This is a genomic window from Pacificibacter marinus, assembly GCF_018860665.1.
GTDB lineage: Bacteria > Pseudomonadota > Alphaproteobacteria > Rhodobacterales > Rhodobacteraceae > Celeribacter > Celeribacter marinus_A.
Genome location: NZ_JAHKPK010000038.1, coordinates 15,009 through 39,668, shown reverse-complemented (window position 1 = coordinate 39,668; position 24,660 = coordinate 15,009). Strand labels below are relative to the sequence as shown.

Sequence of the window (24,660 nt, the reverse complement as noted above, 5' to 3'; positions counted from 1 at the left end):
CATGGATATTATTGCAGGTCTGATTCAAACCGCATTCCTTGCAGGAGGCGTCTTAGCTTTAGCGGCTTTGGGCGAAGTTTTGGCCGAACGTGTCGGGGTTGTTAATCTTGGCGTAGAAGGCTTGATCGCACTGGGCGCCATGTCTGCTGTGGCGACAGTTGTCAGCACAGGATCTGCATGGCTTGGGCTTTTTGTGGCGCTTTTTGTGGGATTTTGCTCTGGCATGATTTTTGCAACCGCAACGGTGATTATACGAGCCAATCAAATTCTGTGCGGTCTCGCCCTGACTTATATCGGAACAGGCATGGCCGCCACGATCGGCAAACCGTTTTCCGGCTCACCCGTGCCCGTAACATTTGAGGATCTTCACATTCCGTTACTGTCCGATTTACCATTTTTCGGACGTGCGTTTTTCAGCCACAACATATTGGTCTATGTCATCTTTCTCGCGCTTCCCTTGGCGTTGCATTACATGATGTTTTACACACGCCATGGCCTGAATATGCGGGCCGTTGGCGAAAACCCTGCGGCGGCTGATGCAGCGGGTATTTCTGTGATGAAGATGCGGTTTTGGTACACATCATTGGGGTCTGCATTGGCCGCAGGGGCTGGGGCCTATCTCACTTTATCCTTTGTTCCAAGCTGGTCGGAAGGCGTGGTCGCGGGGCGCGGCTGGATTGCTGTTGCTCTTGTTATTTTTGCCGGTTTCAGACCCATCAATGCTGTGCTGGCAGGGTTGCTCTTTGGCTTTGTCACAGCGCTCGGCTTTACCGGTCAGGCCCGCAACTGGCCTATCGCATCCTCAATATTATCAATGTTACCTTACCTCGGGACGATGGCTTTGATGATTTTACCAGTGATTACATGGCAACGTATGCGCCGCCTTATGGCCGCCCCCGAGGGGATCACTGCGCCTTATTATAGGGATCAAAGATGACATCTATTCTTTTCAAACACATCTCTCATCTTGCCACATTTGACGGGCCTAACCGTGATGCAGGTGCGGAAATTTCTGACGGGTTTATCCTGATCCGCGACAATATCATTATCGCTTGCGGCCCTATGGCGGACTGCCCCGAGGGCGCAGAGCGCACAGCGGATCGTGTGCTTGATTTGTCGGATCACGTGGTGATGCCAGGCATGGTCAACACGCATCATCATTTTTATCAGAACCTCACCCGCGTTATGGTTCAAGATGACGAATTGTTTGTCTGGCTTAAGACGCTATATCCGATTTGGGCGCGGCTGGATGATCGCGCGATGGCCACAGCATCGCGCATGGCGATGGCAGAACTGATCATCTCAGGCTGCACCACAAGCTCGGATCACCAATATATCATGCCGAACGATTGCACCCTCGACACGCCCATCCGTGTGGCACAGGAAGTGGGCATGCGTTTTCACGCTGCACGCGGCGCAATGAGCCGTGGCGAAAGCAAAGGTGGATTGCCACCGGACAGCTGCGTAGAAGAGGAAGAAGATATCCTGAAAGACGCCGAACGCCTGATTGGCACCTATCACGACATGTCAGATCATGCGATGACGCGGATCGTCCTTGCGCCATGTTCGGCCTTTTCTGTCACGCAAGGTTTGATGAAAGATGCGGCGGCTTTGGCGCGCACCTATGAAGGGGTTCGACTGCATTCTCACATCGCCGAAGTCCTATCCGAAGAAGAATACTGTCTAGAAACCTATGGCATGCGATCTGTGGCATATGCGGAAAGTTGCGACTGGTTGGGGCCGGATGTCTGGTTTGCCCATTCCATTTTCCTAAACAGCTCAGAAATCAAAACCTTTGCCGAAACCGGAACCGGTGCAACCTTTTGCCCCTCCGCTCATATGCGCTGCGGACTCGGCATCATGCGCGCACGCGAAATGTTGGATGCAGGGGTCACAGTCGGGCTTGGCGTAGATGGGTCAGCTTCAAACGATACCTCCAACATGTTTTCCGAAGTCCGCTTTGCGCAGTTCTTGCAACGTGTCGCGCCGGATCGCTACTTATCTGAGACACCGGGGGGACGCGGCGGATTTGGCGGCACACCTGCGGCGATGTCGGCGCGCGAGGCGCTTTGGATGGCGACACGCGGCGGGGCAAAAATATTAGGCCGTGATGACATTGGACAGATTGCACCGGGAAAATCCGCCGATTTGATCGCCGTCAAGCGCACACAGCTTGGCATGGCCGGCACGCAGCGTGATCCCTTGGCTGCACTTGTTATGTGCGGGCCATTTAATGTGGATTACTCTTTCATCAACGGTATCCCTGTGATCGAACAAGGAGCCTTTACCCGTCTGGATATTGATGCAGCAATGCACGACCATGCCCAAACAATGGATCGAATTTACGCATGAGAAATACCCTATGACTCAGACATTGGACAAATCCACACTCGATCAATGGTATTGCATCCAAAACCTCGCGGATATTCCAAAATCCGGTATGCGCACGCGACTTTTGGGTGTTGATCTCACTATTTCCGGCGGCAGCGCCCCTTTGGTTACAACATGTGAAGCCAAGGGCAATCGGTCCCTGCCTATGCGCCAAAGGTACGGTTATCTTTGGTCGACATTGGGCCTCCCTAACACAGACGTACCGGATATTCCTGAAGCCGAAGAAGCCGATCGTCGCTATGTGCCTTGTGGGGCTGTCAAAGTCCGATCTTCTGCGCCACGTGTGATTGAGAACTTTTTAGACATGGCGCATTTTCCGTTTGTCCACAAAGATATTTTGGGATCCGAAGCACATTCCGAAGTCGAGAAATACAAATGTGAAATCAGACGTGACGTTGATGAAGTCTGGGCAACGGATTGTGTTTTCACTCAACCGCTCGCTGCGAAATCAGCAACAGAGCCCCTGCGCACCGATTACATCTACCGCGTAACCACGCCGTTTACGGTGCTGTTGTACAAAACCTGCCCCATTTCACAAACACGTTGGGATGTTATCTGCTTGTTTGTGCAACCGATGGAACCGGGGCTGTCTCGTGCTCATCCTGTGATGTTCTTATTGGATGTCGATAGCAGCGACGCCGACTTAATCGCCTTTCAACAGGTCATTTTTTTACAAGACCGGATCATCCTTGAAAACCAGCGCCCACTTCTTTTGCCATTGGAAGCACGCGTTGAGACACCGACCCGCGCAGATGCCACATCTATCGCCTATCGGCGTTGGCTAAAAGAAAAAGGCTGCGTTTACGGCACGACACTTGGCCCTGCTCTGCCCGAAAATCACGTAGCCTAAGACAAGACATGACACAAATGAACATCAACGACCTACGTGGATGCAAAGTCCTATTCTCTGGGTATCACGCACCACAGATCGGCGTGATAGAAGCCTTTCACGACGCGGTTCTAACGCTTGATGAACGCGGCACCATTGTATCTATTGAGGCAAATGGGGACCCCAGAGAAGCCGTCAGATTACCCAAAGACTGGATTTTGATCCCTGGTCTCGTTGACTTACACGTCCATGCCCCACAGTACGCTCAACTTGGAACAGCGCTGGATGTTCCACTTGAGGACTGGCTGCAAACATACACCTTTCCCTTAGAGGCACGATTTTCCGATCTTACCTATGCCGAGCATGTGTATTCCGCCTTGATCGACGATATGTTGGCGATTGGCACAACAACAGCGCTGCATTTCGCAACGGTCCATGTGCCCGCCACACAACGCTTGGCCGAAATTTGTCTGATCAAAGGGCAACGGGCGCTCGTCGGTAAAGTCGCCATGGACGACCCAAATCAGTGCCCGCAAGATTACCGTGATGCCTCAGCACAGGCCGCCATCGACGGCACCCGCGCTGTGATCGACCATATCAACTCCCTGCCTGATAATGACGGCATGGTGTTTCCCGTCATCACGCCGCGTTTTATTCCGTCGTGTACCGATGCCTGTCTTGAAGGTCTGGGACAGCTCGCGGCAGAAACTGGGGCGCATATTCAAAGCCATATATCAGAAAGCGATTGGCAACATGGTTATGTTCAAGATCGCTGTGGCTGTTCTGACTCTGAAGCCTTTGAACGTTTTGGCCTTATGCGCGACAATGCCGTTTTTGCTCATGGCACGCATCTGTCGGATAAAGATATGGATTTGATGGTGACACATGGCGCAGGCGTGGCTCATTGCCCCCTATCAAACGCCTATTTCGCAGGGGCTGTTTTTCCGCTACGGCGCGCCTTAGACAAAGGGCTTCATGTTGGTTTTGGTTCTGATATTTCTGGCGGACCATCTGGATCGCTCTGGGAAACGGCGCGCATGGGCATCAGCGCGGCACGTATGCGCGAAACAGGTGTGCAGGCACAGATTGAATCTGAGATCCGTGGCACAAAAGATCGGCGAATAGATTTTCGCGAGGCGTTTTTCCTTGCGACACGTGGCGGCGGCCAAGCTCTCGGCTTGCCCGTTGGTACATTTGAACCGGGCATGAAATTCGATGCCATCGCCATTGATCCGACACGCCGCGATGGCACTGTACGCATTTGGACAGAAGACACGCCGCAAAATCTTGGGGATTTGTTGCTGGAAAAGCTTCTTTATACGGTATCCAAGCCCAACATTGCCTGCGTCTGGACCGATGCGATCAACCGATTAAAGTGATTTTCTATAAAGATGCGATCGCGCGGTCGATATCCGCCGCCCACTCTGTGCGCCACTGCCGTTTTGTTGCATCGTCAACCCAAGCATGGTCAATCGTCGCAAGAACCGAAGCTTTTATATCCTCTGGAGAAAATTTTAAGTCTTCCAGTGCTATCTGATATTCAGCGTTCAAGTCGGTCTTAAACATCGGCGGATCATCCGAATTGATCGGCACCACCAACCCAGCTTCCTTCATGCGCCTGATAGGATGCGATGGACTGGTTAAATCACGATGTGGCGTGGTGTATTTTGTGGTCGATGGACAGCAGGTAAACATAATGCCCAAATCCCGCGCTTGCGCCATCAACTCAGGATCGTCGACAATATTATACCCATGGTCCAAGCGATCGACCTTAAGTGTTTCAATCGATCCACGCACATAAGAGGCAGGCCCTGCTTCACCACAATGCGCAGACAGTTTAAGCCCTTCTTTGCGCGCGCGGGCAAACACCCCTGCAAAAGGTTCCGGCGGGTACGGTGCCTCATAGTAATCAAGGCCTAATCCAACTACATCGTCCTCTCGGTTGGCTAGAATTTCATCCAAATATGCCTCGCCCCGTTCAGGGCCTAGCTCTCGGTTCATTCCAGGGATAATCAAAGACGTCACACCGAAATCAGTCAATGCGTCTTTCATTCCTGCGCGAATACCTTCGAATTGCCGTGCAAATGGAACCCCATCATGCGCATGAGGGCTAATGAAAAACTCAATATGGCGTGCCCCGCTGTCGGCCGCTCCTTTAAGCATCTCATATGTGACACGCCGAAAGTCATCGACCTCGACGACGGACTGCGAAATGGCGGAATAGACCGCGAGAAACGCATCAAGGGTCTCATAGTCATATAAGTCTTCAGGCGCATGACAGGGCAGCAAAGCGACATTGTTTTTGCGTGCCAGTTCAAACGCCGTTTTGGGATGAATAGCCCCTTCCAGATGCAAATGTATCTCAACCTTGGGAAGCGCTTTGAGGCGTTGATACATAGTCATTATCTCATCATATCCTTTAGCCATTCGATCCATGTAGAATTTGCAGTAAAACAGCACGCGACTGCATCGTATGAACTGTCTCATTCACAAATTCTAATGGAAAGGATCGCCGCCTCGAATGTCGTCAAAAATCTATCATTTTTCCCACTCGCCTTGTAATTCATCAAAGACCACAGAAAGATTGAGGTTCCTTGGTTGATTGATAAAATCACAACCATGCCAAAGCCAGCCGCTCTGGCACGCATTTTGGCTTTGAAGCTTGGGGGCAAAAACAGCCCGAATACCAAACGTCCTGTGAACAGGAGGTTATACAAAGTATAGTATTTATCGGAGCAGAAGTAGGATTGGGACACGACTTCGCAGGGTTGAGCGAAGTATTTGATTAAGCGGCACTATACATGCACGATCAGGCTGCACAGTTGCGTCCCATGAGTTGGCATTTGTGCGCCAGCACCATACTCGGATACTAATGTTCGATTAAGGCGGGTTGATCTTGAACACTTGGGTGCCCGCCTCTTGTCTTCCAAGAATTTACTACCGTCTGTTGTGGGGCAGCCGAGAAAGAACCACAGCCAATGCCGAATAGACAACCACAAGAACAATCTGCGTCTGTATTGCTTTGGCCACGTCCTGTGCAGAGGCCCCCATTTGATCCACTGCAACAAAGGCAGAAATGGCCGAGGATGACGGAACAAGCAATGATATAGTGCGCAGGTGGTCAGGGATCATTTCAACAGGCCACGAGATACCCGATAGAAAGAACAACGGCATCCCGATCACCACAAGCAAAAATACAACCCCTTCGCGCCAAGGAATGGCCATCGCGATGGCAAATCCCATTGCAATACAGGCGCAGATAAACGGAACAGCGATCAAAAATAACGTCACCAAATCGCCAGTACGCGGAATGCTATAAAGATAGGGGATCAACATCTGCGTGAACGCAACCCAGATCATATACAGACCGAAATAGGCCGCAATCGTTGCCCACAAACGCCTCCCAGTTGGTGGCCTGCGCCCCGCGTGCAGCAACCCGATCCCCATCAATAAGGTTTGCTGCAAGATCAAGACAAATGCCGCAGGAATAACATAGCTAGCATAGCCGCCCTGCGGGTTAAAAACCGAAATATCTGTGACAGTTACGGGCGAAAGCATCGTGCGCGCCGTGCTGTCATCGATGCCTTGTGCGGTGAGGCGCGCATAATTCACCTGTGCTCCCATCGTCCCCGCAACCGTAGCCACGGCTCGCATAACATTGGAATAGATCAACAGATAACTGCCATCACTATAGGCCGCCACGGGCGCAGGATGGCTGGCAAGGATATCTGCCTCAAAGCCAGCAGGAATGACGACAATTCCGTACACATCACGTCGATAAAAAGCATCCCGCGCGGTTTTCATATCTGGCGCGGACATGGTCACATCGACCAAATCGGTCACGTCAATTTCACGCACAAGGGTTCGGCTTGCTGTCGAATTGTCCTGATCAATCACGACGACAGGAACATCACGCAACACCTCGCCAACATAAGGTTGCGGGTAAAGGACGCTATAGATCAAAATACCAACGATCATCGTGGATTTGGCACTATCATCCGCCAAAAGCGTCCGAATGACCCCAAATACCTCGGCAAGGAAATGACGCAGCTTTATCATGTCTTACTCTCTTGGGGATCGGTGGTGATATTTTCTTTCACTACAGGTGTCTGCGCCATTGTCTTACGCGTCATCAGCCACAACAGAGATGAGAAAACCACAAGTTGAGCGAACAACCATGCCATCGTCGACAGGGAATACTCTAACGGCGCACCGCGCAAGGTCTGATCTGTCCGCAATTGCAGGTACGGCGTCAACGGTATGATCGCGCCCCAAATTTGGGAAAAAAGCGTCATCCCAAAGCGTGGAAAGCTAACGCCGGCAAACCCGAATGACGGTGCCACAATAAGCCCCATCATCCCAAGCGCCCCTGTCGTGTCCTTGGCAATCAAAGCGATCAACGCCCCCATGGCCTGACAGGCCAAAATGAACATGAATCCATTGAGGAAAAACACAAAAATATTGCCTCGAAAACTGGCGCCAAAAAAGCGAAACAACACCACATCGCCAAGCAACAAAACAAACGTGCCGACAAAGGTATAGGGCAGAAGTTTTCCCAAAACTGCACGGGTTGGCGAACCTGCAATGCGTTGAAGACGTGGCATGCCGTTGGGGGAATGGTGTTCGCGTGAAAAGGACAGAACCGCAGTGGCACAGATGAATATCTGCATGACGGTTGGCATGATCGCTGACAGCAAAAACTGGATGTAATCGAGTGAAGGGTTAAACAGTGGACTCGCCTGAACAGGAATGGGCGTAATCAAATCCATCGCGCGATCAGTCCCGATGCCCTGAGCCTCTAACAGGCGCAAGGACACACCCGCGGAAAACGTCGAAACAGTCGTGCTTAGGCTGCGCCCAACAATCCCGCCTGCCGTCAAAAACTGGCTGTTGGAAAACACCACAACTTCTGGATTTTGCCCCAATAACAGGTCATGCTCCATTCCTGAGGGGATCATCAAAATCGCATAGGCGCGCTGAGCCACAAGCGCTTGCCGTGCCTCGCTGAGCGATGCAAGCTGTTCGACAACTTCAACATCAGCGGCCGCATCGGCCATCCGTACAATCTGGCGCGACATCGTGGATCCATCAAGATCGACAACCGCCACAGGCAGATCACGTGGCAAGCCCGGCGCAAAGATCACTGCCAGCACCAAAAACAGGATCAGGGGCAGCGGCACCAGCATGAACGCAAGTGCAGGTCGTGTCGCAATCTGGCGCAACTCACGGCGCCAAACGCGACGAAAACCGGGGGGAAGATGCGAGGCTGTCACTGGCTTATCGATCTGCGCGCGCGGCGGCGGGCCAGTCCACCAAAACGCTCATTCCGGGGCGCAATCCTGTGACCGTCTCAACGGGGTCTGCACGCACCGAGAAGGTCCGTAAATCAAAGTCACCTGTCGCTTTCGTGGCCCGCCAGTTGGCATAGCTGCCTTGGACATTGATGGCAGTGATCGTTGCATCGATCAGATCGGCCTCATCCCCCAAAGCAGGAATGCGGGCTTTCAATGGTTGGCCAATTTCCAACCCCTCCAAAAGGTCTTCTCGTAGGTTGAATGTAAACCAAGCGTGGTCGACATCCACGATCGAAATCAGCGGCGCGCCTGCGCTAAACAGCTTGCCCAGCTCTGCGGTTCGTGCAGTCACTTCACCATCGATGGGGGATGTCACCGTCATTTCATCTACGCTGGCGGTGGTCTGTGCAACAGTTGCTTCAGCTTGTTTAACTTGCGCATCAGACACCGCCTTTTGTTCAGGGCTCGTGCCATTGCGCGCTTGGTCAAGACTGGCTTGCGCTGCGGCTTGCGCTTGAATTGCGGCAGTCAGACTATTGGCGGCCTGATCATGGGAGGCCTGCGACACAACGGAATCGCTGCGCAACTGTTCGAAACGCTCAAAGCTGCTTTGCGCCAGCGTCACGTTTGAACGTGCAGATTCCAACTGAGCTTGAGCGGCGGCGATTGTTTCTGGACGGGTGGAGTAGGTTAAATCGCGGTTGGCACGCGCAACCTCAAGTGCAGCTTGAGCGGCGACAAGTTGCGCATCTAGTATCGCGCTTTCCATCTGTATGACGACATCTCCCGCGGCCACACGATCCCCGACACCCACGTACACTTCCGAAATACGTGCAGAAATCATCGCTGATAAATCTATGCGCGTTGCCTCGACTTCGCCTTGCACGAGGTAAGTCGCGGATTGGTTCACCGTCCACCCTAAATAGGCTGCAGCCCCTGCGACGGCGATCACTGCGATAACAGCGGTTTTGTTTAGTTTCATCACATATCCTCGACGTCAGGGTTATTTGGAAAATCATGGTTTTCTAAATTGTTGGACCTTCCGATGTCAAGCCAGAAACTTACTCTTCATACGCGTTTGGTGCGCATATGCCGGACACGCAGCACTCGCCCCTTGATTTAAGAAAGTTTCCGTTTTTATAAAGCGATAAAGGAGCCCCTATGACAAAAGACAAAGCACCCACCACAAAACGACCACGCGGCCGCCCTTCCCTGCGCACGCAACAAGAAACGCATGCGCTTTTGATCAAGGCTGCGACTGAGGTCTTCCTAAGCGAAGGATACGCAGGCACCAGCATCGAAGCTGTCGCCCGCAAGGCAGGCATGTCGACCCGCACGATCTATAAAACAGTCCCTAACAAAGCGAGCCTGTTCCGACTGGTCGCAAATGACGCAATCAAGACAAGCATCGCACATCTCGACACCCCTGCCCGTGAAACAACCGCTGAAAACGCCGCCCTCGCGCTGTCACGTGCCTATTCGCAACTTGTCCTTGGTGAGGGCGGCGTTTTAAATGCCCGCGCCGTATTTGCAGAACAATCCCAATTCCCTGAGTTCCGCGATAATTACTTATCGTCGATCCAAACGGTCGCAGAAGGATTTGACCGCCGGTTTGTCGCAATATTTACTGACTGCGCACCTCAGAAGGATGTTGACCTTTACGAAGCGGCAGCACTGCTACGCAGCATGATTAACGGTGCACAAAGGGAAGCCTTGTTAAACCCCAATTACGATGGGACGACCTCTGACATCTCTGCTTGGTCCGATAAGTGTACTCATTTTGCCTTGAAAGCTTTAAAATGCTCGAATGTGACGGACTCTTAGGCTTCCTGTGCAAAGAATCCAGTAACGGTCAGCGTTGCACCATCACCAATTCGTACCCACCCGACTGTAGCCTTGGGCCTGAAAACCGAGAGACAATTCATGCTCTACTCCCAAACCTTCTGCCAATGAGTGTCAGAGTTTTCCATCTTTTCTCAACAATGCGAGCTGGTTTCGCCACCTGAGAATGCCTGCATTATCGGGCAGATATTTCTGATAACGCTGCGCGGTCGTTTTTCGTTGTCGCATTGACGCCATGCCTCCATCGTTTCGCAAGCATCAGTCCAGCCTACTCCTTTCAGTTGAAGAAAGTCGCTTGGCTATCCGTGAACAGCACCGTTTGAGCATGGAAAGCTACAGACTTGAAGAGTTACCAGAAGAGCGCTTGAGCGTCGATCACCGCCGTGTGGGCCGCTTAATCCGCCAGAACGACATATCTGTTTTCAGAACACGCAAACACAAGGTCACGACCATTGCCCCGCAGGCGATTGCAAAGCAATCTGCCGAGAGGGGGATAGCAATCATAAGTTCAACATCGCGCCCAATCTTCTGGATCGTGACTTCAACGCAGATGCTCCAAACCAGAAATGTCTTCTCGGGACATTGCTGCGCAATACCTTGCCGGGTAGTGATCAAAGCTGAACTTATCTGGCGGCATCCTTGGGAGACGCGGCGGAAGGCTGAGATGGCGATCTTCGAATACATCAACGGCCTCGTAAATCCACGCCGCCGTCATTCAGCATTGGGCTGCAAAAGCCCTTTCGCTTTCGAACGCAAGGTGGCCTAAACGAGCACTGAGGGCGGCACGAAAGCGCGACAGGCCCACTGCGTTATATCCTTTAGCCTACAAGCAACATCCCTCAGAGACGAAGCCCTCGCACGCTTTTGCGATATAGTGTTAGTCGAAGAATAAAGGATATTTCTTATGCTTGATGCCGTTGGAAAAAGTATGACCCGCTCTAGAGCGTCCATTCACAAAGAATTTGCCTGTATTAGCATTGGTAAGTACAGTCAGATCCAAGGAGAGTTGCTCTGGGAACAGGGGAATATCGCGTGTATCCGGCACCTTTCAGAGGTCCGCGTTGGAACGCGTATCAGAATGATCCGAAGAAACTTTGTAAAATGACTGTGAGAGTTCTGGGGGTAGATGACTCAGATATTATTCTTGCCATTCTTCAAGCAGCTTTCGAGACGGCCGGCTTCACATTTCATGCCGCCCGTGATGGTGTAGAGGGCATCGAGTTCGTCACGGCACTTTCCCCCGATATTATTATCACTGACATTCGAATGCCCAGAATGGATGGTATCGATTTCATCAAGGCAATTCGACGCGATACGGGCAATGCAACCCTACCAATCTTAGTCCACAGTAGCGAGCAGTTCAGCGAGACCCATGATCGTGCGAGACAAGCTGGCGCGAACGGGTGGCTTAGAAAGCCTTGCGACACAGACACTCTAGTCGCAACAGTGAGACAACTCGTTGCATCCTGAAAAGTAATATCCTGAAACCTCAAACACCTTCCGTAATGCGGAGGGTGTTTGAGGTTTTGGTCGACATCAGGAGAAATACCGAGGTACGGAGCCACGTCCAGAACAATTGACTGCGCAACGTTGCATCGTATCGCTCAATTAAAGGCCCGCGATATTTTGTGCCTAGAGTGACGATACCGTCATATGAGGCGGTCTTGTTCTACCTTCCCGACGCGCCGAATCTATCGCGTCTACGCAGAAATATAGCAAAAACGTGCCCCCAAAAAGACAAAACCTAACTCTATCGGATGGTATCACCGAGTGAGCAAAGTGAAAACTTCCGCACCAAAACGATCCATCTCGCCTTCACTAAAGCAGCAATGTCCAAACGAATGAAACTGTGGCGGGGGCAGAGTGGACAGCCAAACGCCCCCCAAATACGTTTACATTCAGTATGTTTGGGGGCGATCCACGCATCACAAAGACACCTACATCCAACCAAATTTGCATTACGGCGCAATTTGCACTTGGAACGCGACATTCCCACGTGACCCCGGCAAGAAAGCCCCGACACAGTCCCATTCCAGATTGCCTGCATATCCGGCAGTATTGCTGGACGGCGCGATAAGCGTACAGATCATATCGCCAAGAGCGGATGGTGAGACAATCGGTGCGAACAACTCTGTGTATGGCGGCGTGCGATCATAGATTGTAATCTCACTTGCAGGCGAGGCAGACGGGTTTTCAACCGTAATACGATATTCCAACACATCGCCAACAGCCCCGCCATTGCGCACGCCTTCTGCTCCGCCTTGGGTGATATTGCGTACAGTTTTGTACAACCGCAAAGCACCCGTAGAGGACTCCGTGGTCAGGCGATCTGTGTTGCGATCCAACTCGCTTACACCGGTCGCGCCATAGGTCGTTACCGCATCGAGTTGCACCACATAGCTGGCGTTCGGGCCGATCGAGGACGACGCAGAAACGCGGAGCACCAAACAGATCAGTTGATCCGCAGATGTCGTCAAAGCGCCCGAAATCACTGTATCAGCCGTACCATCGCAATTGGTGTCCTCAAACAAGGCTTGCGAATACCCACCTGCGGGGGTTTCAGAAATAGGCGTCACAGAAAACGCGACACTGCCCTCGGCGTCCACAATAAATTCATGACGTAGCTCAGCGACTTGACCGGCCCCGATGACGGCAGATTGATCTTCGCGCAGACGGGCTTGTTTCAGCAACCCGACATCAAGCACCGGATAATCCTCATTAGGATCAGGCGTAAAGGTGAACTGCCCGTCGCGTGGATCGGTGTTTACCCCAGAGGGCAGTGCCGCAGGCGTTTCGGAAATCACCAGATGGGTTGCCGCGGCTGTGACCTGAATGGTTACAGGACCAGCAAAGCTGTCGGGTAAGGTCAATGACCAAGTGCCATCGGCGGCAATTTCAGGACTATCGATAAAGGTGCCGGCCCCATTAAATGCCTCTACTTTGGCTGCGGTTGTCCCGACCTCAAGGCCATTTTGAACGCCATCAAACGCCGTGCCTGCGCCGTTGTCCTGAAACACGGTTCCCGTAAGAACAGAGCCGCCACCAACAAACGCAACGGTGACGCTGGCTTCATCGTCATCCTCCACACCATCCGCAAAATCATCCGTTAGAGGACCAGTATTAGGATCACTGTCAGGATCATCCACAGATGAAGCAATAATTTCGGCCACGTTGGTATGTTCACCCGTTGCATTCATGGTCGCACGAATGGTCAGGCTGACGCTGGCTCCATCGGCCAGATCGCCGATATCCCAAATTCCGGTCCCTAGATCATATGTATCACCATTGGTCGAAGCCGTGTCCGAAACATAGGTAAAGCCGCTCGGCAACAGATCGCGAACTTGCACAGCTGACGTGGCTCTGGTGCCTTCATTTGTGACCGTGAGATTGAAATCAATCTCCGTCCCCTCAGTCGCCTCAGTCAGAACCACGGCATTCGTATCAAGTGCCACCTTGGTGAGCGACAAATCAGCGGAGGTCGCAAAGCCGAAATCAAATCCGCGTGTCCGACTTCCGGCTGTCACTCGAACGACAGGATAGGGATTTTCGGTCGTTAATTGCGCACCAGAGAGATCAGGATCTGTTTCATCGACTTCAATCCGATAGGTCAAAAGCGCCGACAGCCCATCAAGAGAATAGCGGCCACGATCATCCGTTTGTGTCGACGAAATGAACGTATCATCCGAGAAATCATCCGGGGTCGAATTCATATCATAGGCTGACACGGTGACCGCTTCGATACCAGGTTCTCCTGGTCCATCTGGATTGCCCGACAAATTACTGTCGATATAAACAAGGCCACGGATCGAACCTTCGGGTGGCAACGGACCAAAACGAGACGGACATGCCGCGGCATCCACACGGTTTTCGTTCGACAGGGTCAGAGTATCGATCACGGTTGCCGTACCGTCTCCGTCTCCTTCAAAGCCTACATCAACCTCCAAAACATCATTCGTATCGTTTTGATTGATGTAGAAACGCCCGAAGAAGTCAAACCAAACCGCGCCATAGCTTGCGGTAAAGGTTGCCGGTCCGAAATCAACGATGGACGTCGAGCCAGAGGACCCACCTAGCGGATCAAAATAGAACAGGCGATCTGTGGCGGAATTGATCCCATAGAACATGCCATCATTCGGATTAAAGGCAAAATCGGCCACAGTTAAAGTATCGGCATATGTGATGAGGCCCAAATCCTGCGGATTGAACGGGTCAGACAGGTCTATCAACTGAAATGCGCCACCGCCACTCACGCGGTAAATCATGACACCGCTTGCCATAATATCGCCTGCGTTACTGCCCACAGAGGCAGTGGCGGGAATTGTAGAGATCACATCGAAGTTCCCCAAGGAATCGAGCCGCACAAGATCTAGCGTCCCATTGTCCACGCCATAGAACAAACCGTCTAAAGCGTTATATCCCCAAGCTGAGTTGTAATCGACACCTGCAGGTGACCCCACATTTGCATCGGTAATAGTAAATCCCCCTGTGCCATTTTCAGTGAAGACCAACTCTTGCAATTGCGAAGATGTCCCCACCACGCGGTAAAGCGTCCCGTCACAAATAAACGGTACAGCGCCTGCAGAAAGGCGTACTTGGTAATCTTCGACCTCACCGTCAAAATTCAATCCATCAAAAGGATTTGCAGCGACAGCGCTGGACGTGGACCACCGCACACGCGCAAAGGTGAAACCACTGACAATTGTGTTTGGCACCGGAATGTCCAAACTGATTTGATTGTTGAACACGCCATCGGTGTCGCCAGTGCCACCATCGCGGTAATCAACGGCAATCTGTTCAGTGGTCTCAAACGTCCCGCTTTGATCCCAATCGATCCAGACCTGTAGATTGGTGATACCCGGCGTCAACACAGGTACACCAACGTCATAGAGGTTCGACAATGTTTCATGGGTTTGAACCGTCAAAGACACAGTGGTTCCTGCTTCGAGTATGGGGAAAACCGCGATGGAATCTTCGTCATCCAACCCATTGAGGTCGTCTGCATCTGCATTCTCGCTATGTTGGGTTTCGACTTCGGTATCAGGCAAGCCAGCTCCAAGATAAATAGACGGCACAACAATGTGGCGCGGATCACCATAGCTTTCGGGCGCATCCCCGCGATCCACCAAATCAGCGGCTGCTATGACCAAAGAGTAATCTTCGACCTCACCATCCAACGCGAAACCAGCAAAGGGGGTGTCGGTCTGGCTGGCATAGCGGAAACGTGCAAATGTTAACGATGTGGTCGCATCCGTTGGCACGCTTACGTCAATCTGAATCACGCCATCGCCCGCGATATCATCGTCAAAATTGCCGTCATCCAAAAGGTTGCTGGCGATACGTTCATCTTGCGTATCATCGAAAATGCCATCGCCATTGAAATCGATCCACCCTTGTAGATAGGCTGTTCCGGCGACTGTCACATCAATGGTCGTGGTGACGCCCTGCGTCATCGCGGGGAAAAATACGCCGTCCTCGTCATCAATGCCGATCAGATCATCCGCAGTTGCGAATGCATCCGATTGATTGACCAGTTCAGTGTCCGGCGCCAAGGCCCCCAGATAGATGCTTGCGGCCAGTCCTACCCCGTGCGAGGCAGGCAAATAAGGCGCAGGGGCATCGCCAAAATCGACGCCGATCCCTTCGAATACGGACAATGTGACCTTTGCACGGTCGCATTGTTCCAGATCAAGGCTATCGCAAAGCTCATATTCAATTTCATAAAAGCCAGCAGGCACACCTGATGGCACGATGACGCTGCCCGCCTCGGCACCTGCGGTTTCAAGATAGGGCACCAGAGCGCCCAGCGACTGTTCTGTGGCCGGAGTGATCACTTCGAGCGTGGCAGTCGGAAAGGCCGCCGGCAATCCGTTTATAGTGTCGTTTGACATCACCTCACCAGCTAAACCACCAGCAAGAGAGTTCAGCGGCGAAGCTGTGTAGTCATCATCTTCAGCAACAACACTGGCTGAAATATTACTGATTGCACAAATCAAAAATGCGGAACCACGACGGCGTTCAGGCGTGTATGTACCGGTCAAACCATGAATGAATTCAGCCTCAACGAAGGTGTCGTACTCATACGTAACATAGTTATCAAAGTTCGATTCATTGGCCTCATCAGTCCAGTCGTTTGGGTCCCCAGTCTTGGCGGGATCCATCGCGATGGCTTGGCCTGCTGATGGAAATCCAGTCACTGTCGCGGTATTGAAAAAGGATATTCCATCGGGGGCTAACAATGGCCCCACAACATCGGAACTGTCTTGCCCCGTGTTTGTACTGTCCACATCGGTTTGTTGAATGATAACGCCGTTTATGCGGCTTTGCTCAACCTGCGTGCCGAGCGGATCTGACACTGTTGCCGTTCCATCCTGCACCAGACGCATTTTATAATTGACATAGCCATTGTTCGCGGCGGCCATGGTTGCTTCAAGCGAGGTGCCCAAATTAATATTCGTTGCGTTGCTTATAGCTGTCAGTTGGAAAACGGCATCGATATCGTTACCGTTGATATCAGTTGTAACGTTGTCGAAAACGAAAATATCAGAAGTGGTTAAGGCCGATGCGCTACCGCTTCCTGCCAATTGTGTTCGCGGTTGAGCAAAAGCAGATTGTGGCGTGCAAGTCCGCGGCCCCGTGGAATTGGTCAACACGTTGGTCACAACACTTAGATTTTCAACATTCGATTGCAGCCGCGACACAAACGGCGTGCCAATGGCACCAATGCCCGCCGTAGCAGAGCTATCAACAGACCCACTTAGAACATCGACCGCGTTGACTGTGTAGCTTTCCGTACATGTGACAGTGCCGCCCGGCGCAATTGGACTCGCGATGGCAGGGCAAGTAACAGTGCCCAACAAACTGTCTTCGATGAACAGGTCTTGTCCTGTATTAAAAGGCAAAGCCCCAGTATTTTCGACAACATAAGTGTAAGTGATTGTATCGCCTTCGATGCCCGAGTTCGGAGAGACCGATCGCGTCAAATCGATGCTTTGATCCACGGTAAAGACAACATTTCCAAACATCCCAATGCCGCGCGCACCTGGATTATAGTTGGTTAAGGCATTGTAATTTTTCACATTCTGGATCGACTCATCATACCAGAATGTGGCCTCTGACGTGCCGTCGGGGAACGTGGCACGCACAGTTCCCGTATTATCGTTCGCAGATGTGGGCGAATCCGCAGGCCCGTTTATGTAAATACACTGAGCCTCGTTCGCACCCAGATTTCCTGTGAACCCCGACCCAGGCCCTGGGCCAACTAGAACGGATGGCGTAACAGACTGTGTTGAAAATGTCGGATTGCCGTTGTTGCCGAACCCAGTCACATAATCACATCGATCGCTTGTGCTATTGGTATCCACACCGTCAATATCAAGTATATCAATTTCAAGACTATCAACAGGAAAAGCCACGCCACCGGAACTTGCACGCACCGTTGCCGTGATCCTATCATCTCCCAAAGATCCCGCATTTTGTGGCGCATTGCCGATAACGATAAGAGAATCGATATTGCCGCCAAAAAATTCCACGTCATCCGGACTTGGCACCGATGCGCCACCGCTATCTTGATAGCTTCCGAATGTCCCTGTCAGTTCTGCTTCCACATCAATTTCAAAACCGTATTGGTCTGACCATGTGCGTGTGATGGGTCCGGCAAAACCGGCAGGCCAATCAAACGTGCTCCAATCAACCTGAAACTCGCCAGCCATCACAGAACTGGCAGGGGCGAAGCCCGTCAAAAAAATGGAAAGACTAATATTTATGGCAGACTTGGAAAGCCGCGACAAAGGCTTATTCACGGGGGCACCTCAGAGTTTCCCAGAAATGATAGACCTCAGGACGAGACATTCGTTTGGGATGAGAATGACCCGCGCGCATACTGAGGGCTGCGACACTGAGCTTTAGTTTCTCAGAAAATTGCAAGTGCCGCCTCTTCCCCTTTGGCGCTCGCCGAGTGCATTTAGCCAATGCTCTATCCTTTGGGATAGTCAACATATACGCCAAATCAGGCGCATCACTTACGGCGCGATCCGCACCGTAAATTCAATTGCGCTTTGTGCGCCCGGAAACACTGGACCGTCACACCGCCAACGCAGGTTGCCCTTATAGCCAATGCTGGCGACGTCTGGCAGTTTCAGAACACAGCTCACCCCGTCCCCTAATATGAAAGACTGGGTAATCGTATTCGACAGCTCGGTGTATGGCGGTGTTTTATCATAGACAGCCACATTCGTGATCGGCGCAAGGCCCTGATGGCGGACCTTAAGGCGATACAAAAGTTCATCGCCAACTTCTCCAAAATTGGAGCGCAATTCACCGGTGCCTTGCGTGATGTTTTCAACGGTCTTTTCGATAACCAATCCACCGCTGTTCTGCCCGATGAATACCACATCACGGTTGATGAGCGTCACGTCTCCGGCGTCATTGGCTAACACTGTCACCGCGTTAATCTCATAACGGATTTGTTGCCCCGATGAGAGGCCGGAACTTGTCGACGTGCGCGCGCCAAGACATATGCGTTCCCCCGCTACGACAGTTCGGGACAAAGAAACGAGTTGATCTAGACTTCCGTCACAATCGAGGTCTTCGAACAGAGCAATATTGGCCAGATCAGAACCACCATTCACAATCGAAAACGAGACATCACCTGCCGTTTCCGCCACATAATCGTGATAAATCGTGGCGACTTGGCCTGCCTGCACAAAGGCTTGTCCATCCTGATAGAACCGTGGCGCTGGGATGAGGCCGAAATTCAACCCAGAAACGTTTTCGCCCGCTGCAACCGTCAGGATAATTTGTCCATCGCTTCCACCCTCAAACAACGGACTGGTTTCTGAAACTGCCAGATATCCTTCAGGTGGTATAACCCGTACAATCGCGTTGGCGATAAAATTTGGCGGCAGATCGACATGCCAATTGCCCTGTGCATCACTTTGTGCGACGCTAATGATTTGACCTTCAGTCGTCTCAAACTGGACCGTCACGCCATCAAGGCCGAGCTCAGCGCCATTAAGAACAGCATCATGCGCAACGCCCCCGCCGATCCCAGTATCCACCAAAATGCGCCCTGACACAGCTGTCGTAGGGCGTCTATTTACGGTCACGGAATAGTCTTCAACCTCGCCATCAGGCGCCGGTTCGGTCGCATTTAAGCCCGCAAGCGTAGACCACCGAAAACGGGCGAAACTCCCGCCCACAAATGCCGGATCTGGCACCGTCACAGACAGCGATAGAACGCCGCCGCCCGCAAGCATAAGGTCACGGGCAATTTGTTCGGTGTCGGAAAACTCACCATCTCCGTTCCAGTCGATCCAGCCTTGCAAATATCCTGCCTCGCCTCCGGTTTCTGACAAAGTGATCTCAATCTCACTCGTCTGCCCTGCCGCGAATATCGGCAACTCGACCCCATCCTCGTCATCCAAACCGCTCTCGTCATCGCCCAGCGCATCGACACTTGCCCGTGATGACGTATCTTCGTCAGGCGGGGCAAAGCCCATGAACAGCGTGTCATAGATCAGATGTGTCGGACTTCCGTAGCGCGCAGATGCACTGCCATTGGGGGCTGGGCCTGACACAGGACAGTCTGACCTTTCAACACAAATCGAAGTGACACCGGAAATTGAGGCCTCAGCCTCTCCGATACCGACGCCAAAAAAGCCCAAAAGTGGATCAAGCGTCAGATCGATAACTGGCGAGATCGCGTCAACGAGCAGCCCCCCAACCAGATTTCCCAAAACCGGTTCCACGACCGTATCAATGAGTGGCCCAACGAGATTGCCAAGAGTATCTTCGACGCGAATATCCAAATTTTGCGCCAACGTGCCAATCAAATCACTGAAAGACGATGCCCCATCCCCGATGGACTGACTCTGTGGATAGGGTGGCGAAAAGAACAGTGTCTGTGATGTCCCCGGCGCGCTTTGGGCAAAGGATTTGACCTCGATAGAGGCCCGTTCACGAATGAGACCGCCAAAAAGTGCAACCTCTAGCTCTCCCACGGTTCCGAAAGCGATATCAGAGGGCACGATCGCACGGTCACGATTGAAAAAGAGTGCGTCATCAATGCTGCCGAGAAAGAGATCAATCGCACTGGGAGCAAGGATCACACTGGCCGTTTTGCTTTCAGGGTCCGCGCTGAGGACCTCACCATCCACACGGCCAAATTCGAAATAGAGATCAAGATCGCCCAAAGTGAGATCTGTTGACGCCAACCCGCCAACCAGTGGCCCCAAAAGCCCATCAATTGTGCTCGTATCCAAGGCCAAATCGGCAAGATCAAGCGACACTTTCGCGCGAACTGTTGAGGTGTGAAACTGGGTGCCAGCACCACCGCATTCGAAATGAGGCGGTTCAACGACTTGAAGCAACACCTCGGCGCCGCCAATACCAAATTGTTGCAAAATCTCATTGTTCAGTGCGACAGGTTCTGTCGTTGTAACGACATTTTCATAGTTATAAAGCTGAATAGCCCCACCAATTAAATCTAGCGCATTAAGCTCTAGATTGGCCAAGGCCCCTTGAGGCAAATCAACTGTAATCAAATCCACCAGATTGATTGTCCCACTCAGTTCACCCACAGGAATGCGCAGCGCCCCGAGCGCTGAGACCAAGGCTGTGTCATTGTCAGCTTCGGCCGCGGCAATCGAGGCATCGACCAATTCGAGCAGCGTAATATCAGCATCGATCAACTGTCCAGGATTGGAAACGGCGACATCGCCCGAACCAATCACATCAAGAAGGTTTAGATCAGCTCCCGCTATGGCGTTCCAATCCAGAACGCTCAACCCCACGTCTGTTCCAAGCAAGCCACCAAGGATAGGCCCAAGCAACTCAGAGTCACTGGACTGTACACTGGCCATGCGTGGCCCCGCGAAAACGCAAGCCGCGCCGCAGTTTTCACCAGCCTGTGCGGCGTGCGATAGGATCAAAAACACAGATGCAATGATCCCATTGGTTAGAATGTTCCATAGCGACTTCATGCGACACACCTGAAGGATACAGAGATGGCTATCGGACCTAAAAAAGACACTCAGAATTGAGGTGAGCGGCATGCCGATACATGACCACTGATAACCAGGTAAATGAGCTGGGTGGCGAGGCGCGCATCGAAAAAAGCACCTACGTATCCACTGAATGGGATTATAATTGCTCCGACACGTAACATGCCAAGGGCAAATCTCATGCTAAAATGCGGGATCGCGCAGGTTGTGGCCCCCACCCACTGCGTGATCCCGCCCGCCATCTGGACCGGCGGTTTCGTTATATCCCGTTGCATGGTACTTTCCTTTTTTGCGCATCTTGCAATTAGGAATACCATCGACGGGTGAATTGATGCCCCCTAGCAAAGGGTACAAACCATTGTTTTACGTATAGTTCCATATACATGCGGATAGGTTTAAAACGAGACGTATCTCGCAAGTCGCTTTTAATCAAAAACCAAAATTATCCTCTGACATCATGTCTGACCACTTGGTGTCGTCATCGACGTCGATCAGAAAACGCTCATCTGTGTCTTTGATTTGCAAAGTATACATTAGGTTTTCGTTGTCTTTGGTTGCCCAAATTTGAAGATCATCCATCGAGTTCACCCCTTCCATCGCTTCGAAAGAAATACGGTCCTCACCGACTTTGAAATCTTTGACAAGATCAAGCTCAGCCATCTTCTCTGATCGAGTTCCGCTGAGATCGCTCCACGACGCAAGATCATTTTCGCCGATCGCGAAAACATCCTGACCTTGCCCTCCGAGCATAAGATCGCGACCTTTCCCGCCGGTTAAAACGTCATCCCCTGTGCCACCGCGCAGGATGTCAGCACCATCGCCACCAAACAGCGCGTCATTACCGCCTGCACCATAAAGTTTATCATTACCACTATCACCGTACAGCATATCTGAACCGCGGTTGCCATAAAGGCGATCCACCCCGTCACCACCGTTAAGCACGTCATTGCCGCTGCCGGCAATTAGACGATCATCACCGCTTCCGCCATGCATTGCATCATTACCGCCCCCACCGAAAAGCCGGTCATCGCCACGATCTCCGTAAAGCGCATCCGCTCCTAGGCTACCGGCAAGCACGTCATTGCCGCTGCCGCCAGACAAGGTATCATCGCCCTGTCCGCCATTAAGGCGGTCATTTTCAGACCCACCCCAAAGTTGATCGTTCCCCCTGCCCCCGTAAAGCCTGTCGTTGTCTTGGCCGCCGGCGATCAAATCATCGCCATCTTCACCATAAATCCTGTCATCCCCTTTGCCTGCATCGATAACATCATCGCCAGCACCTGCGCGGATTGTGCTGTCGGCGGTTACAACCTGATCACCATCATCATCGAACCGATCAAGGTTATCGTCGTAAATCCAGTCATTTTCTTCCGTGCCCTCGGCAGTCCCTGCGTAAGTCGCATAAAGCGCATTCAGGTCCGCCACTTCATCTTCGTACAATTCCATAGGCACGTAGTTTACATTGTCTTGCCATGTGACACGTTCAAGATCTTCAACGGAGCTGGGGAAATCGGAAAAGTGACGCTCTTCACCGCCATCTCGTGCCCCTTCAAGGGCATAAACAACGTTTTCTCCTATCTTGAGCCAATATTGATCTTGGTACCTCACCAGTTCGACCCCGTCTGGAAGGTTGTAAAGATCGATTTCGCTATCCTCGATCCAAAGGCTATCTTGTGAGGCGTCAAAATCATCAATGCGCCCAATCGTCGGCACATCGGCTTGATCGACATTTGTAAACACAAATTTATCGGCGCCTTTCCCACCATACACATGGTGACCTTGAGCACCGCTTTGATTGGTCACATCCATGACAATCGTATCGTTTCCGTCACCGCCGCCCATGTGAACCTGTCCCGCACCCGGAACAGAGGCTATCAACGTGTCATTGCCACGCCCGCCCCACAGCTCACTCATGCCTGCACTGTCTAGAACTGAAATGACATCATTTCCCGCCCAGCCATGTACGGAAGCGCTTTTCCCATCCAAGGTCAAAGTGTCGTTTTTAAAGGTTCCGTTGAACCGATCCATCATATGACCCTGCATTTTGGCCTCCATATTTTGCGGCCAATCGAGGGATTGTTCCGCGCATCCAAATCCTTTTGCGACACGTCCGAAAACGTAGATTTAAAATGGCTGAAACTGTGGGTGACGTCTTTCATTCAGGCGCTTATATGCGCACCCAAAAAGAACATAAGACACTGATTTAAAATATTTTAAATAGACTTAGGACTACAGGAAAAGCAAAGGTAAGGACGCGCTATACTGTGGTATAGAAAACAAAAAAATGCCGCCCGAAGGCGACATCAAGTTAAGGGGTTTGCGGCAAGCACGCAGACCTCTGGGTATCTAAAGATGGATGGGCATCCCCTTTAGAATTTCAACAACTCCGACACCTGTTTGCTTTGTGCCCCGCTTGAAAAAATCGCGGTCATTGTCTGGTCAAAGCGTTTTCTGGACATCACCGCGCGGTTGCCTGAAATGCCATGATAGTAAGATCGCCCGTTCGATGTCGGTAGACCTGCCCAGATACGCGCCAGTTTGTTCATGAATTGACTTTGGCTTAAACTGCCGTTCAGAAAGCGTCTGTAACCTGCTTCTTCCAACAACATATCCGCGAGAAAATCTTGGGTGATTTCCGAATATTTCGAAGAAAGAGGTAAACCACTTTTGCTGACCAGGCGTCTGAGTGTCGCCGGAATGATTTGGTAGCGGCCTATCGCGTGATTTTGATTAGGAGTAGCATCAATCCAATCGTAAATCTGCCCGATCGTCATGTCGGTTGGACGTGCAGAAGGCTTCACCCAAGCACTGTGAACCACCGCGTCATAACCTGCGCTTGCCGCCTCCACAGAAGCAATCAGGGATTTCAAATGATCCGTTGCAGTGCTTTCAAATGAGGGCAGATATGTACGCAAGATCTCTGCCGTTGTAACCTGTGAGACATACGGCAAGTCCGGTCTCGAAGGCAGAGAGGCAGGCATAATTTGCAGCGCATCGTAATTCAAATCAAAGCTGGACTGTTCGGCGTGAGCACCACCACAAAGGGCGACGCTGATTGCGAGAGAAGCCAGAAAGTTGCCCGGTAGAGTAGATGGGTTTTCAAAGGCGGGACGTGTGTAAGTTAAAGTTTTCATTAGGATCTCCATTGCGACATGAAATCATGCTTCATGATGCGCTTTGTTTGATCGAAATGCTTTTGCGCATCAGGCGCGCGCGGAGCTCAAAGGGATAGGCATCACTCCTCTTACGAGCAAATGCCTTACCTTGCGGGCAGCAACCTGTGCCGGTGGATAAAAAAGTGGCC

14 protein-coding genes and 1 pseudogene are annotated in these 24,660 nt (G+C 51.8%); 7 read left to right on the top strand and 8 right to left on the bottom strand.

What is annotated here, in order from left to right:
- Position 1: 1 nt before the first annotated feature.
- The 4 genes from KO497_RS11100 to KO497_RS11085 are packed head-to-tail and all read left to right on the top strand — an operon-like array spanning position 2 to position 4,599.
- Positions 2–937 (top strand): ABC transporter permease, encoded by a 936-nt coding sequence (locus KO497_RS11100; protein WP_215944035.1) that lies wholly within the window; start codon positions 2–4, stop codon positions 935–937.
- Positions 934–2,352 carry an 8-oxoguanine deaminase gene (locus tag KO497_RS11095; protein WP_215944034.1) on the top strand — a complete coding sequence of 473 codons (1,419 nt, stop codon included), beginning with the start codon at positions 934–936 and terminating at the stop codon, positions 2,350–2,352. The genes KO497_RS11100 and KO497_RS11095 overlap by 4 nt, the downstream gene beginning before the upstream one ends.
- Positions 2,353–2,362: 10 nt before the next feature.
- A complete protein-coding gene (locus KO497_RS11090; RefSeq protein ID WP_215944033.1) occupies positions 2,363–3,241 on the top strand; it encodes an aromatic ring-hydroxylating oxygenase subunit alpha in 879 nt (292 codons plus the stop codon).
- 8 nt (positions 3,242–3,249) lie between these two features.
- Positions 3,250–4,599 carry an amidohydrolase family protein gene (locus KO497_RS11085; RefSeq protein ID WP_252729628.1) on the top strand — a complete coding sequence of 450 codons (1,350 nt, stop codon included), beginning with the start codon at positions 3,250–3,252 and terminating at the stop codon, positions 4,597–4,599.
- A 4-nt stretch (positions 4,600–4,603) separates the two neighbouring features.
- Here the strand turns inward: KO497_RS11085 and add are convergent, their stop codons facing one another.
- The 4 genes from add to KO497_RS11065 all read right to left on the bottom strand — a co-directional run bounded on the left by add (position 4,604) and on the right by KO497_RS11065 (position 9,496).
- On the bottom strand, positions 4,604–5,623 hold the full coding sequence (gene add / locus KO497_RS11080; RefSeq protein ID WP_215944032.1) for an adenosine deaminase: 1,020 nt from the start codon (positions 5,621–5,623) through the stop codon (positions 4,604–4,606).
- A 534-nt stretch (positions 5,624–6,157) separates the two neighbouring features.
- Entirely contained in the window at positions 6,158–7,279 is a 1,122-nt protein-coding gene (locus tag KO497_RS11075; protein WP_215944031.1) for an ABC transporter permease, read from the bottom strand.
- Positions 7,276–8,493, bottom strand: a complete 1,218-nt coding sequence (locus tag KO497_RS11070) for an ABC transporter permease (protein WP_215944030.1) — start codon at positions 8,491–8,493, stop codon at positions 7,276–7,278. The genes KO497_RS11075 and KO497_RS11070 overlap by 4 nt, the downstream gene beginning before the upstream one ends.
- 4 nt (positions 8,494–8,497) lie before the next feature.
- Positions 8,498–9,496, bottom strand: coding sequence for an HlyD family secretion protein (locus KO497_RS11065; RefSeq protein WP_215944029.1), 999 nt, complete (start codon positions 9,494–9,496; stop codon positions 8,498–8,500).
- Positions 9,497–9,675: 179 nt separating this feature from the next.
- Between KO497_RS11065 and KO497_RS11060 the strand changes: the two genes are divergently transcribed.
- From KO497_RS11060 to KO497_RS19465, 3 genes and pseudogenes are all read left to right on the top strand, one after another.
- The gene (locus KO497_RS11060; protein WP_215944028.1) at positions 9,676–10,338 is read left to right on the top strand and encodes a TetR/AcrR family transcriptional regulator; all 663 of its coding nucleotides are present in this window, start codon (positions 9,676–9,678) and stop codon (positions 10,336–10,338) included.
- Positions 10,339–10,597: 259 nt separating this feature from the next.
- Positions 10,598–11,122: pseudogene (locus KO497_RS11055) on the top strand (IS3 family transposase); the annotation flags it as partial.
- A gap of 335 nt (positions 11,123–11,457) precedes the next feature.
- Positions 11,458–11,826, top strand: coding sequence for a response regulator (locus KO497_RS19465; protein ID WP_215944027.1), 369 nt, complete (start codon positions 11,458–11,460; stop codon positions 11,824–11,826).
- A 488-nt stretch (positions 11,827–12,314) separates the two neighbouring features.
- Here KO497_RS19465 and KO497_RS11045 read toward each other — a convergent pair whose 3' ends face one another.
- The 4 genes from KO497_RS11045 to KO497_RS11030 all read right to left on the bottom strand — a co-directional run bounded on the left by KO497_RS11045 (position 12,315) and on the right by KO497_RS11030 (position 24,490).
- A complete protein-coding gene (locus KO497_RS11045; protein WP_354668112.1) occupies positions 12,315–18,155 on the bottom strand; it encodes a GEVED domain-containing protein in 5,841 nt (1,946 codons plus the stop codon).
- A 219-nt stretch (positions 18,156–18,374) separates the two neighbouring features.
- Positions 18,375–21,335, bottom strand: a complete 2,961-nt coding sequence (locus KO497_RS11040; protein ID WP_215944026.1) for a GEVED domain-containing protein — start codon at positions 21,333–21,335, stop codon at positions 18,375–18,377.
- 450 nt (positions 21,336–21,785) lie between these two features.
- Entirely contained in the window at positions 21,786–23,399 is a 1,614-nt protein-coding gene (locus tag KO497_RS11035) for a calcium-binding protein (RefSeq protein ID WP_215944025.1), read from the bottom strand.
- A 326-nt stretch (positions 23,400–23,725) separates the two neighbouring features.
- A complete protein-coding gene (locus KO497_RS11030; RefSeq protein WP_215944024.1) occupies positions 23,726–24,490 on the bottom strand; it encodes a hypothetical protein in 765 nt (254 codons plus the stop codon).
- Positions 24,491–24,660: the final 170 nt, after the last annotated feature.